We start from the raw sequence: 14,912 nt of genomic DNA on the forward strand, positions 1-14,912 counted from the left end.
GTTGATTTTAACTCATCAACGGTTACAAGCTCTGTTTATTCGGGAAAATGCTTGCCCAACGAAGGGGCCTCGTTGGACAAGCAAGATGATGTATTACAAATATTTATTGATCAATTGTTTTATAGCCTGATTGTTATGCAAACGGAAGTTATTCTTGGCCACTTTTCCATTTTTATCTACCAATACGTAATGCGGAATACCAGCAACGTCAAACTGTTTACACAATGCGTCCCACTGCTCTTGGGTACATTTATAATGCTCTCCTTTTATTTCGGGTAACATATTCATGTATGCACCTTGAGGCGAAGAAGCTGCAGATAGATATACAAACACCACATCCTCATCGGCCATTTGTGCTTTTAAGGGAGCTATTTTTTTAATACCCGAGCGACAAGGGCTACACCATGTAGCCCAAAAATCTACATACACTACCTTACCTTTATATTTAGCCATAATGGCATCAAACAATTCGGTATTATCTTCAACTTCTGGCATCTCATTCACCGCAACCGTTCCATTCTTCTTATTCTCTTCAATTTTAGCAATCACCTCTTGGTTAGTATCCTGAATATATTGCTGAACAAAAGGGTTAGAAATATGCTCAAGTCGATAACCTAAGTCCTCTTCAGCTAACGGCTCGTATTCATTCACCACTTTACGCAAAATATCCTGACTAGTCATAATATCGGCAGCAAAGCCAGGCTCAACCCCAAAATTTTCTTTTAAACCATTATCTCTGAACTCAATTTTTGCATCAACATTAAGTCTTTTGTCTAGTTTTTTATATTTATCAGTAAAGGCTTTAATTTCATCTGCATATTTTTTGCGGTGTTCTTGTGCATATTCAACATCTGGTCTGTTAAAAAGAGTCAGTTTATCATTACAAAAACCTTCATCCACGGCATCTAATGTGGCACCTTCATCCTTAAGCAACTGAGGCAACTCCTCGGGTTTGTGTTTTCCCTTCGTTTTCCTATAAATATTACGTAGTTCTTTATGATATTTTCGAACAAAACGAGTATTTGCATCACTCTCCATAAAAATATCCAGTTCTTTAAATACATCTTGATACGGAGCTAAAGAATCAATTAAAGCTTCTTCCTCGTTCGTTAACTCATATCCATATTTTTTAACTCCATTTGCAATATTGTATACATCTCCATATTTATAATGCAAGATTCCAAAAAACGAGAAATACTTAATTCTATTAATAAACGAACTATAGCTACCACCAATCAAAGCCATTGAATCATTGACTAAAGCATTATCTATAAAGCTTACTTCCTCCTTGGTATACTTCGGAATATCTACACCCAAATCTCTTTGCTTACGCGGAATATCATGCTTTTTACGATAGGCCTGATCATATTTCCATTTGTATTCGAACTTAGCAGAGTTATGCATATAAATAAGGTCGTATCTTTTAATCTGCTCAGCCTTGGGGCTGATGTAATTCTTCTTTACAAAAGCATCCAATTTAGTTAAATCCTTCTCTAGGTAGAACTGATGAAAATCTACAAATTCCTTCACCGACATATTTAGCACTTTTTTAAGTACTTCCTGATAAGTACGGCTATTCAAGTTTCTCATCGCAAACAATTCATTATTCACTCTACCTAGCTCACCTAAATATTTAGGATTACCCTTTCCTAGAATCTGAAAAACTTGTTGTCCTGGTTCTAAGTAAACAGATCCATTCCAAGCTTTAGAACGCACGTAAACGATATTGCCATGCAGCATAGGTACTTCAACCGAAAATAAACCTCCATCTCCTACTTTGGCCGAATACTCATCCTGACTCCCTGTAAGAATATTGTTTACATGAACCAATATTTCGAGCTCACCGTAACGTTTTTTGTATGCACTTATACAACCAGAATATATGGAAGAGCCCTTGTTAAATTTCATGCTATTTAAAGGAAAATCACGCTCTGCTATTCCCCAAAACACAACTTCTTTTTTTGAATCACAAAGAGTAGTCATTTCAGCTATTGATTCTCCAATCAATAATTCACCATCTTTACCTCTGGGGTATTTGAAACTGGCTTTTGAAGATCTTGATGTGATATTTGAATTTTCTTCTTCTTCTTCCTCCCAATAAGTCTCTAATGGATATAGATTAGTAATGGTATATTTGGCTTTTCCTTTTTTCCTATTCACTAATAGCTTAATACCTCCTTCATTATTCTTTAACTCTATAAAGCCATTTCCTTTTTTATCGATAGAAACATCTCCATAAGTCCAATGCTTACCTTTGTAAAAAGCCTCTTTATTGTACAAACATATGTTTAAATCGCCTCCTATTTTATTATACCAAACGCCTTGCATATTATCCGGTATAAGCGAGGCTTCTTTAATTCCACTCAGTTGAATATCGTATATGTGCCAACCGCCAAACTCTTCACGTAGGTCTATGGCTTTTACGTCATCTCCCAACGCAGCAAAATGCAGTGTATACTTAAAGGTGCCGCTTTCAGGTATTTTAACCCACTTACCCAGGTTTAAGCCATCACAACTTTGGATATATAACTTTTTATCCTCCTCATTTACATCGCATATATATGTCTTCTTAGGAATATTAAAGCTAGCTCCAGGTCTACCTTTATAACTAATGCTAACAGCAGTACTTGTTTCATTTAGCTGTATCTGATCGATACTTAAACCAGGCGCAGTAGAATAGTTTTGGCTGGGGTTTTTAATTACTTTTTGGGCGTGCATACCCATAAAGCACAATAGGGTTAATAAGGTCAACGAAAGTCGTTTCATAATTTATTTTTTTTAGGTCATTAAAAATTGAGCACTGAAAGTACTCAAACATAATATTATTACGCATGAATATTAAGGCTTTTATAGGGGGGTAAATCGAAGGAATGTATAATCGGTATGATTTATTGAGCAATTGGTATGATTTTACCTATTCTACTTATAACCTACCGTTTTACTCTGCAAACAATAGTTAATATTTAAGTAGCCCTATATTTATTTGTTACATTTGCACAAAGTAGTTTTCAATGATTAATATTATTGCCGATAATAAAATACCTTTTCTAGAAGGGATACTTGAACCATATGCAAATATCACTTACCTGGCAGGAGCAAAAACGGATGCGGATACTATAAAAAATGCGGATGCATTAATTACCAGAACACGCACCAAATGTAGTTCAGAAAACTTAGCTGGAAGTCAGGTAAAAATGATTGCCACAGCCACCATTGGCTTTGATCATATTGATACGGCCTTCTGCGAAAGTAATAACATAGCATGGACCAATGCGCCTGGCTGTAATTCAGGATCGGTAAAGCAATACATTGGAGCTACATTGGCCACCATTGCTCATCAACTTAAGTTTGATTTAACCGATAAAACACTAGGTATTGTGGGTGTTGGTAACGTAGGCAGTAAAGTAGCTGATTTTGCACAAGCTGTTGGCATAAAGGTTTTACTAAATGATCCGCCCAGAGCAAGAAAAGAAGGATCGCAGAGTTTTGTTGAGCTGGATGAGTTAATTGAAAAATCAGATTTCATCACTTTTCATGTTCCGCTACAGCGAGATGGAGAAGATGTTACTTACCACCTGGGTAATACGGCTCTTTTTAAGCAGTGTAAAAAAGATGCCATCATCATAAATAGTTCGAGGGGCGAAATTATTAACAACAGCGATTTACTGGAAGCAATAAATAAAGGGTTGATTGGTAATGCTGTTTTAGATGTTTGGGAAAATGAACCTGAAATGAACTTGGAATTACTGGACAAAACCATCATAGCCACGCCGCACATTGCTGGATATTCGGCCGATGGAAAAGCCAACGGAACCGCCAACAGCGTTCAGGCCATCAGTAAACATTTCGATTTACCTTTAAAAAATTGGTATCCCGATAGCATTCCCGCACCTGCGCAGGCATGCATAAACATTGATGCTAGCGAATTAAACTTGCAAGAGGTTTGGATAAAAGCAGTTCTTCATACTTATTCGATACAGGAAGATGATACGCGCTTTAGAACCCATCCTGAAACTTTTGAGCACCTGAGAGGATCGTACCCCATTCGCAGGGAATTTCATGCTTATAAGGTATCCTTAAAAAATGGCACACAAGAAATGGCCACATGCCTGAACAAAATAGGTTTTAAGGCTGTTCATCTTATCTAAAAAAACAAGATATATCATGGCTTAAAATACTACTTTTAAGCTCCCATATAAAAATAGACTGACATGAGTAAAAAAGCAGACATAGGATTAATTGGGTTGGCCGTAATGGGCGAAAACCTGGTTTTAAACATGGAAAGCAAAGGCTACACTGTAGCTGTATATAATAGAACCACCGAAAAAGTGGACAAGTTTGTAAATGGTCGCGGTGCTGGTAAAAACTTTATCGGAACGCATTCTATTGAGGAGTTAGTAGCTTCTTTGGAGCGTCCTCGTAAGGTTATGATGCTAGTAAAGGCAGGAGCTCCTGTGGATGCCTTAATCGATCAGATTATTCCTCACCTAGAAGAAGGAGATATTATTATTGACGGTGGAAACTCTCATTTCCCAGATTCTATTCGCAGAACTAAATATGTAGAAGATAAAGGTTTATTATATGTAGGCTCTGGTGTTTCTGGTGGCGAAGAAGGTGCCTTAACGGGTCCATCGTTAATGCCAGGAGGCTCCGATAAAGCTTGGCCTTTTGTTAAAGATATATTCCAAAATATTTCGGCTAAGGTAGAGAATGGTGTGCCTTGCTGCGATTGGGTGGGACAAGATGGTGCTGGTCACTTTGTAAAAATGGTACACAATGGTATTGAGTACGGCGATATGCAATTAATCAGCGAAGCTTACCATATCATGAAAGAGTTTGTGGGACTAAACCACGACGAAATGCACGACATTTTTGAAGAGTGGAACAAAGGCGACCTAGATAGTTACCTGATTGAAATTACACGCGATATTATGGCTTACCGCGAAAATGGTGAACCATTAGTTGAGAAAATATTAGATGCAGCAGGACAAAAAGGAACGGGTAAATGGACCGGCATTTCGGCCTTGGACCTAGGTGTACCTTTAACCCTTATTGGCGAATCGGTATTTGCACGTTGTTTATCGGCTCAAAAAGCTGAGCGCGTAGAAGCGGCCAAAGTATTGGGTTCTCCAATCAAAAAATTTGAAGGCGACAAAACGCAGTTTATCAAGTATATTAAAGATGCTCTTTTTGCTTCTAAAATTGTATCGTACGCACAGGGTTATGTACTCATGCGCGAGGCAGCTAAAGAAAACAACTGGGATTTAAACTATGGTGGAATCGCTTTAATGTGGCGTGGTGGATGTATTATTCGTTCTGCGTTCTTAAAAAATATTAAAGAGGCTTTCGATAACAATCCTGAATTACCCAACCTATTGTTAGATCCTTATTTTAAAGGTAAGGTTTCTGAAGCTTTAGAAGGATGGCGTCAGGTAGTTGGACAAGCGGTAATGAACGGTATTCCTGTTCCTACCTTCTCCAGCGCTTTAAGTTATTTTGATGGTTACAGAACCGAAACATTGCCTGCTAACTTATTACAAGCACAGCGCGATTACTTTGGTGCGCATACCTACGAAAGAGTAGACAAAGCAAGAGGTGAGTATTTCCACACCAACTGGACTGGTCGTGGAGGCGATACAGCTTCTACTACTTATGATGTTTAATTAGATCAATAGACAATAGATCGTTAGACTTAAAATTATTAGATATTTACAAAGGCTGTTCATTCATTTGGGCAGCCTTTGTTGTATTCAATAGTAAAAGCTTTGTAGTATTTGTACTTTATTTGGTAATACCAATATTACAATGGTGTTTCAAACCATCTCCCCACTCTTGTTTCGCTGTACTGCTCCTTCAAAAAAGGAGGAGAAATTAACAACTCAGAGGTATCACTTAAAGCGAGAAACTCGGCACTATATTGATAAATACTATTCTAATATGATTTATTCTTCAATCACTCTATTTATACGCAACTTTATTATTGTTCCGGCGTAACATAGCCGACATTTAGAATAATTATACTGGACAAAACTTAACATAAAGAGCCCAGACAATTCTGATTAACACTTTTCAACACACATAAAAATCAACTATAAATATTTTACTATGACTAAACAATTACTATCACTAGTACTATTAAGCTTTATATTTAGTATTACCTATGCCCAATACACACTTACACCCAATGACGTAACATTTAACACCAGTAGTAAAAGCATTACAGCTTACAACAATACAACGGAGAAGAACATTAAAATACCTAACAGCTTTACCATTGATGAAGTAGAGTATACCGTATTACAAATTGGCTCTAATGCATTTAATGACAAAGAGCTAACCAATGTTACACTTCCTAACGCTTTAACCTCAATTGGCTCACGTGCATTTTACAGCAATAAATTAACCGAAATAGATTTTCCTAACACCTTAACTTATGTAGGTTCCAGTGCATTTCACGCCAACCTAATAACCTCCTTAGTGTTGCCTAATTCATTAACCAATATAGCCAGTGAAGCTTTTTCATACAATAAGATAACAAGCGTAACTTTACCAGCATCCTTTCAGTATTCTGGTTCACGTGCTTTTAATAGAAATGAAATTACTACCGTAAATGGTGCTCCTTCTAACGGACTATTTTTTGCTCGTAATGCCGATGGTAGCGAAGATGTAACAAAAGTTGTAAGTTATGGAGGTGTTAGTGCTGAAATAGATTTTATACCCAATACGGTAACTACCTTAGGAGAAGGGATATTCAACAGCGTTCATTTGGATCGTTTTGTATTTCCAATAGCCTTAGAAACCATCGAAGCTTCTGCGCTGCGTTGGTGCGACCTAACAGAGATTGTCATCCCAAACACGGTAAAATTTATAGGAAACACAGCCTTTGCTTATAACGAACTAACATCGGTAACTATCGGTAATTCAGTTGAAACAATTGACGACTGGTGTTTTCATAATAATGAAATTACTAATCTTACAATTCCACCTTCCGTTAAAAGCATAGGTGACATGGCATTTTTCAAAAACAAGCTTAGTAATGTAAATATCGGCACCACGGTTACATCTTTAGGTGCTGGATCTTTTACTGCTAATGAAATTACTACCGTAAATGGATTATCATCCAATGCCTTATTTTATGCTCGTAACACAGATGGATCGGACAATACGAGCAAATTAGTAAGTTATGGTGGCCCTGGAGGAGTTATTGACTTTATACCCAATACAGTTAAGGACATCATGACATATGCATTTGAATCAAGCAAAGTAACATCCGTTACGTTTCCAAATGAACTCATATCAATTGGGCGTAGAGCTTTTTACGTGAATAGTCTTACCGAGGTTATTTTACCCAACACCATGGAATACATCGGCTCTTGGGCTTTTAGCGCTTCAGGTGTTAGCAGTATAGCTTTGCCTGTAAATAACAAAGAAGGATATACTACCTATTGGACTAATGGGGGCACTGAAGCTGTAACTGAATTGACAGATGTATATTCGACGGCTAACTTAAGAGAAAATTTAATTACATATACAATTACTTATCATTTAGATGGAGGCAGCCACAGCAACCCTAGCAATTATGATATTGAAACCGAAGAAATTACTCTTACCGATGCAAGTAAAGCAGGATACGACTTTAGTGGTTGGTATACAGAAGCCTCTTTTACTAACGAAATAACTTCCATACCACAAGGTAGTATTGAAGATATTGAACTTTGGGCTAAATTTGATATTACAACAAATATGGATGAATCCTCTTCAGCTAACAAGCTTAATATATATCCAACCATTGCCACCAACAGAATTAACATTAAAGGAAACATTAACCTAGAAGATATTTATATTTTCTCAACCACAGGCGCATTGGCCAAACGTTTAATGGCCACATCCGCTCAAGAAATTATCTATGTCGGAGATTTAAACAATGGCACTTACATTGTTAAAATAGGAAATACTACTCGCAAGACTATTATTCGCAGATAAAACAATACTCATATAAAATACAACAAGGCTGCTCATTAATTTGGGCAGCCTTGTTGTATTTTTGTATAGTTTATACATGATTTGATGCTCGATATATACTTTTGAATATTTTACAATTCATATAATTTCATTCATATATCATTATATTCTTTCAGTAAATCGTTTTATTTATATTGTAAATCATCATATTTTATTAGTATATCACTTTTACTGATTGGTATATAGATATACCATACTTTTTATCTGATCTACATTACATTTATGTTGATGTCCCAACTAATTATTTTGAATTACTTATCCTAAATATTGAAATACTGACACTTATTATTGATACACAAATGATATTAGTCGAGTTTCTTACGGCGTTTATTATTCTGCACTTTCACATAGTTACTTTGATAACCCTTTAAGCGATTTGGCTTAGACTTAAATACATACTTTCCGCATGCGCGAAGCTCCTTAAGCTTGTTTTTTAGTAGATAGATTAACTGATCTCTTTTCAGTTTATCGAAATTAACCAGTGTATCCGAATTCATCCGGGCATGAGATTCTGTTATTTCTTCCGCTAGCTGCTTAGCCTCATCTAAAAGAGCTATATCAAAATTAACCGCACTCAAAAGAGGAATGCTCTTTCTGCCAATCAATGTTAAAAAATCCAAGTGCGAGCGTATTTCAAATTTGGCATAAGGCTGTTTTATGTAAGAAATAGAACCCAGTTTTTCTTTATCATGTCTAAAGGCAAATTTAAACACATGCATCAATTTCTTAACCAGCTCAACACCTCGCTTTTTATCTGCTTCCCAATTGCTCACTGACTGCTTAGGGTATTTACTCTTATTTGCATACCTGGTATGTTCTTCTTTTGCCAGCTCCAGAAGAATTTCGGCCTGTAGTAATTTTGATGATTCGAAACCTACTTGTTGAAGCTGTTCTGCATCCTGCTTTGCCCACTGAATAAGCTCACTACTCTCTTGCAAAAAAGTATCATAAGGCATTCCTAGTCGTTTAATCTCTTTGCGTGGTATAGCAAAGGCTTCTTGTAGTAATTGTTCTTTTATGGATAACTCGCTCATAACAGGATGGTTTTTATTTATCTATAAAAATAATTAATCCTTAATTATAGGCAAAAATTGTATGTGCTTTTACACAAGACTTATGCTCCGTTGGAGCGATGATTTGCATTCCGCTAGATTCCCATAGCGTTGCTATGGGCTATTGCCATAAGTCCGTTGGACTTTTTATAAGAGACCGAGATAGAAGAACAAAAATCAAGCAATGTACAAATTTCACCAAAAACGAGATTAAGCTGTAGCAATGGGCTACATCCCTAATTCTGTTGGACCTTTCTACAAAAGGTGCAGAATGCTTGTAATATTTATACACTACCCCAAAGAGGTATAAGCAACAGCATTGGGCAACGCCCGATGAAGCGAAGCACTATAAACATTTGCTCCGAAGGAGCAAGAGCAAAACATCTCACAATCTATGAGCAGAAAACAAAAAGCCATTAATCAATCTAGCCCTTGAGATTCGTAATTATTAGCCGTACATTTAGTAAACCACTAATAAAAACAGATATAACCATGAGCTACTATTTCAGAAAAACATTAAAAGACGTCAGTTTTGAGGAGGTTATTGACCGTGTGACTGACGAACTTAAGGAAGAAGGATTTGGCGTACTTACAGATATTGATGTAAAAGCTACTTTTAAAAAGAAGCTGGATAAGGATTTTAGGCAATATCGCATACTAGGAGCCTGCAACCCGCATTATGCCTATAAAGCTTTAAGTGCAGAAGAAAACATCGGCACCATGCTTCCTTGCAATGTGGTGGTGCAAGAAACCGAAGATAACGACGTAGCCATTTCCGCTATCAACCCCATTGCTTCTATGCAAGCAGTAGAAAATGAATCCTTGGGAGAAATTGCAGGAACCATAGTTGATAAACTAAAACGTGTGATTGAGAAGCTGTAAAAATACCAATATTCCAATGACAGATATAAAACCTCTATTACAAATCAGCGATAAAATAATTGCAGAAGAGATTAAACGGATTCTTGAAGAAGCTGGTATATTTTCCTTATTAGAATCCAGCAATCCGGCATCCTCTTTTATCAATACTTACATAGGCTCTGCCGCTCAGGATGATATTACCATTAGCGTTACCCTGACAGATTATGCTAAGGCTAGTGAAGTAATTAAAGAGCATGGATACAAGGATTTAATGGTTTAATAAATCGCTTATACTCCTTTGGAGCGTTGATTTGTATTATGCTAGGTTCCCATAGCGTTGCGATGGGTTATTGCTATAATTCCCTTGGACTTTATTAAAAGATCGGCTTTGTTTTCTAAACTCCTAATCGCTACCCCAAAGGGGTTTAAGCAATAGCATTTGGCAACGCCCGATGAAACTAAGAGACTTTAAATCTTGCTCTTAAGGAGCAAGAGCTAAAGGATTTATCGCACTACCCAAGCCTCATCATTGAATATTTCACAAGGGTTTCACATAAGTAAAACCCTTGATTGTTGATTTATTTAAAACTCTACTTTTACAGAATAAGAGTAAGATACGGCGTTCCCTCTTTGTTTAGCTGGAATCCAATCATTGAGTTCTTTTACGATTTTAACGGCAGCTTCCTTGAGCTCCGCTTCACTATCTCCAGATACAGCAGGCCAGTTTACATTTCCACTTTGGTCTACATAAAACCTAACATCTGCACTACCTTTAAATCCTTTTTCCTTAGCAATTTTGGCAGACTTACTATATAGCTGGGCAAAATACGTTTCCATACCATATTTGTATTGAGGCAATTCCTCTACTGCCATAAACATTTCATCACCTTTACTATTTGAAGGTTTCGTATTTACTTCTTTCAGTTTGATATTATTATTAGCCTTACCAAAATACTTTGCTCTATACTTTTCAGATTTTAAAACTCTTGGACTTGCTCCAGCTAAAGCTGCTCCAATATACTCTTGGCCTGTGTATTTAATCTCCTTTGTTTTAAAACTAAGATGAGAAAAAACAAGAACATCTCCTACATTCATCTTTAATTCAAATTTTCCATCGTCATTAGTAAAAGTTCCCAAGTTGGTTCCTTTAATAACAACATTAACATCACGCAAACCTCCCACAACAATTTGCTGCTGATATGTACCGTCCTCTTGTCTTACTTCCAAAGTATCGGTCTGTAAAGCCCTACCTTTAACAAGCTCTGTTCGCTCAATGTTAGAGACTTGCGCTTGCACTTCGTCTTTGGAAACATACTCAGGTTCACTAAAGGCCCAAAGCATTATGCCCAGCAATGGGAGTATGGTCAATAACTTCCATTTTCCGTATTTGGATTGTTTTACATTTTTCATCATTTTTAGTCGTTGTTTGTTTTGGGAGGTACGGAAATGATTGGCTAGCACAATGGTTTCCGCTCCCATCGTTTCACATAAAATTGATTGTATATACGTGTTTAACTGCAGTCCGGTATTTAATACGCCACGATCGGCGATGTACTCCAAATTATTGAGTACGGTTTTTCGATAGATATAGGCCAAGGGGTTAAACCAAGCCATGGCCAATAATAATTCACTCATTAACATATCCACCCAATGCCTTTGTTGCTGATGAATTTGTTCATGAATTAATACCTGTTCCTTCTCAGGCTGCAGATATGTGGAATCTTTTAAAAATATTTGGTTTCCAAAAACCATCGGATTATTTACGCTACTGTGGATATACAAATAGGTATCACGCCATTTTACTTTTTTGGCTTTATAAGTTAGTCTGATACCAAATATCACAGAAATCATTAGCCGAATTATAAAGAGACTTGATACAGCGCAATAAATCCAGAATAATATATTACTCCAATCTGTTCTTTCCACAGAAACAATATCGGGTGTTGCAACCGCTATAGTCTCTACTCCAGTATCTGTTGCTATTTCTAGATACTCGGGCATTTCCATCTGTACATAAACTGGATAAGTAATATTTACAAAGGGCAGTACTATGGCAAGTCCCAAGCCCACCATTAAAAAAGCTCTGTGAATATTAAAGTCAGAAGTTTTACGTAAAAAAGTATAATACACCAACAAAAAAGCAGCTAGGGCAACGGATGATTTAAGCAATATGGCCTGTATATGTTCCATCATTCAAATTTTTGAAAGGATTAGGGTTTTACTACTTATACCAATTCTAATTTGGAATGAGCCTAGAATTGTTTTGGATATTTTTAATTCAGACAAGGCGAAAAATTGAGACATAGCCATAGCTACGGCGATATTTTTTAACGAAGTATGAATTAAAAATAACGGAAGAATAAGACTCATTTCAAGGTAGTATTGGTATTACTATCCTCAGCCTCTTTAAGCATAGCTTCTAAGTCGGCAATATCCATATTATTATCTTTAGCAAAGAAGGTGGCTAAACGGGCAAAGCTTCCTCCAAAATAATTGTGCAAAAGGTGCTTTACCTGGTGCGACGAATAGTATTCCTTACTCACAATGGGAAAATAGACATAAGTATTGCCTACCGCTTTATTATCAACAAAACCTTTTGTTTTTAACACCTTAAGCACAGTGGCAACGGTATTATATGCTGGTTTCTTTTCTTTAAATGCAGCTACAACATCCTTTATTATGGCTTCATCTTTATCCCATAATATCTGCATTATTTCCTCTTCGGCCTTTGTTAACTGTTTCATCCTTTTTTATTTCAAGATAAAATTACTCTACTACAAACCTAATACTATTTTTATAGTATTCAAACTATGTTTGTAGTATTTGTTGAAAATAAAAAACGAGAACTTTTAATAAGGCCCTCGTTTCATGCATTTTAAATAAATATTGTCCTAAATCGTTGCTATGCGCTATAGACTACGTCCATTGGACTCTCTTTAATTAAGCCAATAAATAATAACCTTTGACATGCTCTACTACTATCAACCCTTAACCCTACACCATAAACCTTATTCCCTTTTTCCTTTCTCCCTGCTCCCTTATAGCCTAGCTGTCCAACGTAATTCTACACCCTTAAAATCGAGCACTTCGTAACACACTCCTGCACTACAGGCAGGACCACCTCGACGTTCTCCGGCAAATAATTGAAAAGTATTTTTCGAATTCAGCTTATAACGCGCATTTCCTCCAATCCATATTTTATCGGTTTCGGAAATATATCTATCGTTACTCCATTCGGTATTTAAACCAAAGTACAATTTAGATTTATTACGAACCGTCAGACCCAACAAGTAGTTATTCACATAGGCATCTGGTCGCTCAAAACCCTGTGCTTCACCTTCAATTATTAATCCCCATGTATCCGAAACAGGATTATCCAAGTAGAAACCAGCCGTTACACGATTATCCTCATCTTTAAAAGGATCTAAAGCATAATCGGCAAAAAGCTTAATATCTCCTTCCTGAAAAACAACGCCAGAATACTCTAGAAACCATTCGTTATAATCAAATATCTTTGCAAAATCGTTTCTGGCATAGGTGTAGTTAAATGTGATTAACGAAAATAAACCTGGCTGATAAAATGCTTCTAACTGAATACCACTCTCATTGACTGGTTGCAACACATGCGTACTTCGATTCAGTAACTTATAGCTATGCTCTCGCACCAATGCAGGCGGCTCATTAATGCCATTGCCAATTAAAAAATTTTGATACTTCTTATATTCCAAACTTAGCCCAAAATTATTTAAAGACCATCCAATATTTCCGTAGATCGCAAAAGCATCTTGCTCTTCAACCGACTTACCTGTTCCACCCAAATAATCCGCATATCCCACATAGTAGCTTAGGTCGGGCAAAATATTACCCGTTAAACCACCCATGGCATAATAACTTTCTTCTACTTGATTGCTCAAGCTCAACCCTGACAGCTCTACTTTTTGCTTACCAATATTGTAAGTAAATTCTGCACCCAACACCTCATCTGGCCTTCGTTGCTCCCATTCTTCGGTTGGAGGCTGTAGATTATTTAAGGCATAACCCCATAAAACCTTTGCCGACCACTTATCCATCTTATAATTAAAAGCACCACCCAACATATCTGTATAAAAGTATTGCTTCGATCTAAAGCTTAAATCTTCAATAACAGCACCTGGAATTTCATAATTCCTGAGTAGAATTCCCTTACCAAGAATTTCGCTATAATTTCCGAGTTGAACCGAGATACGTTTGGTTTGATAACTGGCTCGTGCCTGAGCTAAGTCAATGTAGTTACGATCGCCATAAGGAGATTGATACAACTGCATACCAGCTCCAAACTTAAATTCGTTTAAGGTGTAGTTCAAATTTACCCGACTATAAATCGAGTTAAATTCATCCGCCTTTTCATTAGGTAATTTCCCATACTGATATTCTGTTAGGGCAGTTCCTGAAAATTGAGCATTCACCATCGACGAAAACATGACAATGGTGAATGCTAAAACTAATCTGATTTTCATTGTGCGAGTAGTTTTTCAATTTTTTTACGCCATTCCTCTTCATCACCAGCAGCATAACCTTCGTGGCGATACACTACTTTATTCCCTTTGATGATGAGCAAGGTGGGCATAGAGCTTACTTCTAACTCATCCTTCAATTTACCTTCAATATCACTAATATTTGTATATGATATTTTTAAAGAATGAATCAGAGGAGCTGCTTTCGAGAAGCTTCGGGGACCATCAATATTAACCCCCACTACAGCCACTCCCTTATCTTTATACTCTTGATAAACCTTCTCTAACTTAGGCATGGCCTTAATGCAAGGCCTACACCACGAAGCCCAAAAGTCAAGTACTGTTAACTGATCACCCTTTAAATCTTCGAAGCTACGTACTTCATTACTTAGGGTGTTGGTTTTAAAATCTCTCACTACCTGGGCGTTTGCGCTTAAGCCTAGCATTACAACTAGTGCTATAAATATATGTCTGAGCAGCATAA

The 14,912-nt window shown here is 36.8% G+C and carries 11 protein-coding genes; 5 read left to right on the forward strand and 6 right to left on the reverse strand.

The genetic code is table 11. The annotated features are described in order from the left end of the window. Positions 1–93: 93 nt before the first annotated feature. On the reverse strand, positions 94–2,766 hold the full coding sequence (locus A8L32_RS23715; RefSeq protein ID WP_083631237.1) for a TlpA family protein disulfide reductase: 2,673 nt from the start codon (positions 2,764–2,766) through the stop codon (positions 94–96). A 245-nt stretch (positions 2,767–3,011) separates the two neighbouring features. Here A8L32_RS23715 and pdxB point away from each other — a divergent pair, with 245 nt between their 5' ends. The 3 genes from pdxB (at position 3,012) to A8L32_RS08735 (ending at position 7,983) form a co-directional block, all read left to right on the forward strand. Further along, positions 3,012–4,148 carry a 4-phosphoerythronate dehydrogenase PdxB gene (gene pdxB / locus A8L32_RS08725; protein WP_233145472.1) on the forward strand — a complete coding sequence of 379 codons (1,137 nt, stop codon included), beginning with the start codon at positions 3,012–3,014 and terminating at the stop codon, positions 4,146–4,148. A gap of 63 nt (positions 4,149–4,211) precedes the next feature. Then, on the forward strand, positions 4,212–5,663 hold the full coding sequence (gnd, locus tag A8L32_RS08730; RefSeq protein WP_075590402.1) for a decarboxylating NADP(+)-dependent phosphogluconate dehydrogenase: 1,452 nt from the start codon (positions 4,212–4,214) through the stop codon (positions 5,661–5,663). A gap of 442 nt (positions 5,664–6,105) precedes the next feature. Then, entirely contained in the window at positions 6,106–7,983 is a 1,878-nt protein-coding gene (locus A8L32_RS08735; RefSeq protein ID WP_075590403.1) for a leucine-rich repeat protein, read from the forward strand. A gap of 344 nt (positions 7,984–8,327) precedes the next feature. Here A8L32_RS08735 and A8L32_RS08740 read toward each other — a convergent pair whose 3' ends face one another. Next, a complete protein-coding gene (locus A8L32_RS08740) occupies positions 8,328–9,056 on the reverse strand; it encodes a hypothetical protein (protein ID WP_075590404.1) in 729 nt (242 codons plus the stop codon). Between the two features lie 510 nt (positions 9,057–9,566). Here A8L32_RS08740 and A8L32_RS08745 point away from each other — a divergent pair. Then, positions 9,567–9,956 (forward strand): DUF302 domain-containing protein, encoded by a 390-nt coding sequence (locus tag A8L32_RS08745; RefSeq protein WP_075590405.1) that lies wholly within the window; start codon positions 9,567–9,569, stop codon positions 9,954–9,956. Between the two features lie 16 nt (positions 9,957–9,972). Next, positions 9,973–10,215, forward strand: a complete 243-nt coding sequence (locus tag A8L32_RS08750) for a putative signal transducing protein (RefSeq protein WP_075590406.1) — start codon at positions 9,973–9,975, stop codon at positions 10,213–10,215. Positions 10,216–10,517: 302 nt separating this feature from the next. On the opposite strand, the gene A8L32_RS08755 is transcribed toward A8L32_RS08750, so the two are convergent. The 4 genes from A8L32_RS08755 to A8L32_RS08770 all read right to left on the reverse strand — a co-directional run bounded on the left by A8L32_RS08755 (position 10,518) and on the right by A8L32_RS08770 (position 14,910). Next, positions 10,518–12,125, reverse strand: a complete 1,608-nt coding sequence (locus tag A8L32_RS08755) for a M56 family metallopeptidase (RefSeq protein ID WP_158027215.1) — start codon at positions 12,123–12,125, stop codon at positions 10,518–10,520. A gap of 176 nt (positions 12,126–12,301) precedes the next feature. Beyond that, a complete protein-coding gene (locus A8L32_RS08760) occupies positions 12,302–12,679 on the reverse strand; it encodes a BlaI/MecI/CopY family transcriptional regulator (protein WP_075590408.1) in 378 nt (125 codons plus the stop codon). Between the two features lie 294 nt (positions 12,680–12,973). Beyond that, positions 12,974–14,431, reverse strand: coding sequence for a DUF6029 family protein (locus tag A8L32_RS08765; protein ID WP_075590409.1), 1,458 nt, complete (start codon positions 14,429–14,431; stop codon positions 12,974–12,976). Then, complete coding sequence (locus tag A8L32_RS08770) at positions 14,428–14,910, reverse strand: TlpA family protein disulfide reductase (protein ID WP_075590410.1); 483 nt, start codon at positions 14,908–14,910, stop codon at positions 14,428–14,430. The genes A8L32_RS08765 and A8L32_RS08770 overlap by 4 nt, the downstream gene beginning before the upstream one ends. Positions 14,911–14,912: the final 2 nt, after the last annotated feature.

It is taken from the genome of Labilibacter marinus, from assembly GCF_001659685.2.
Taxonomy (GTDB): domain Bacteria; phylum Bacteroidota; class Bacteroidia; order Bacteroidales; family Marinilabiliaceae; genus Saccharicrinis; species Saccharicrinis marinus.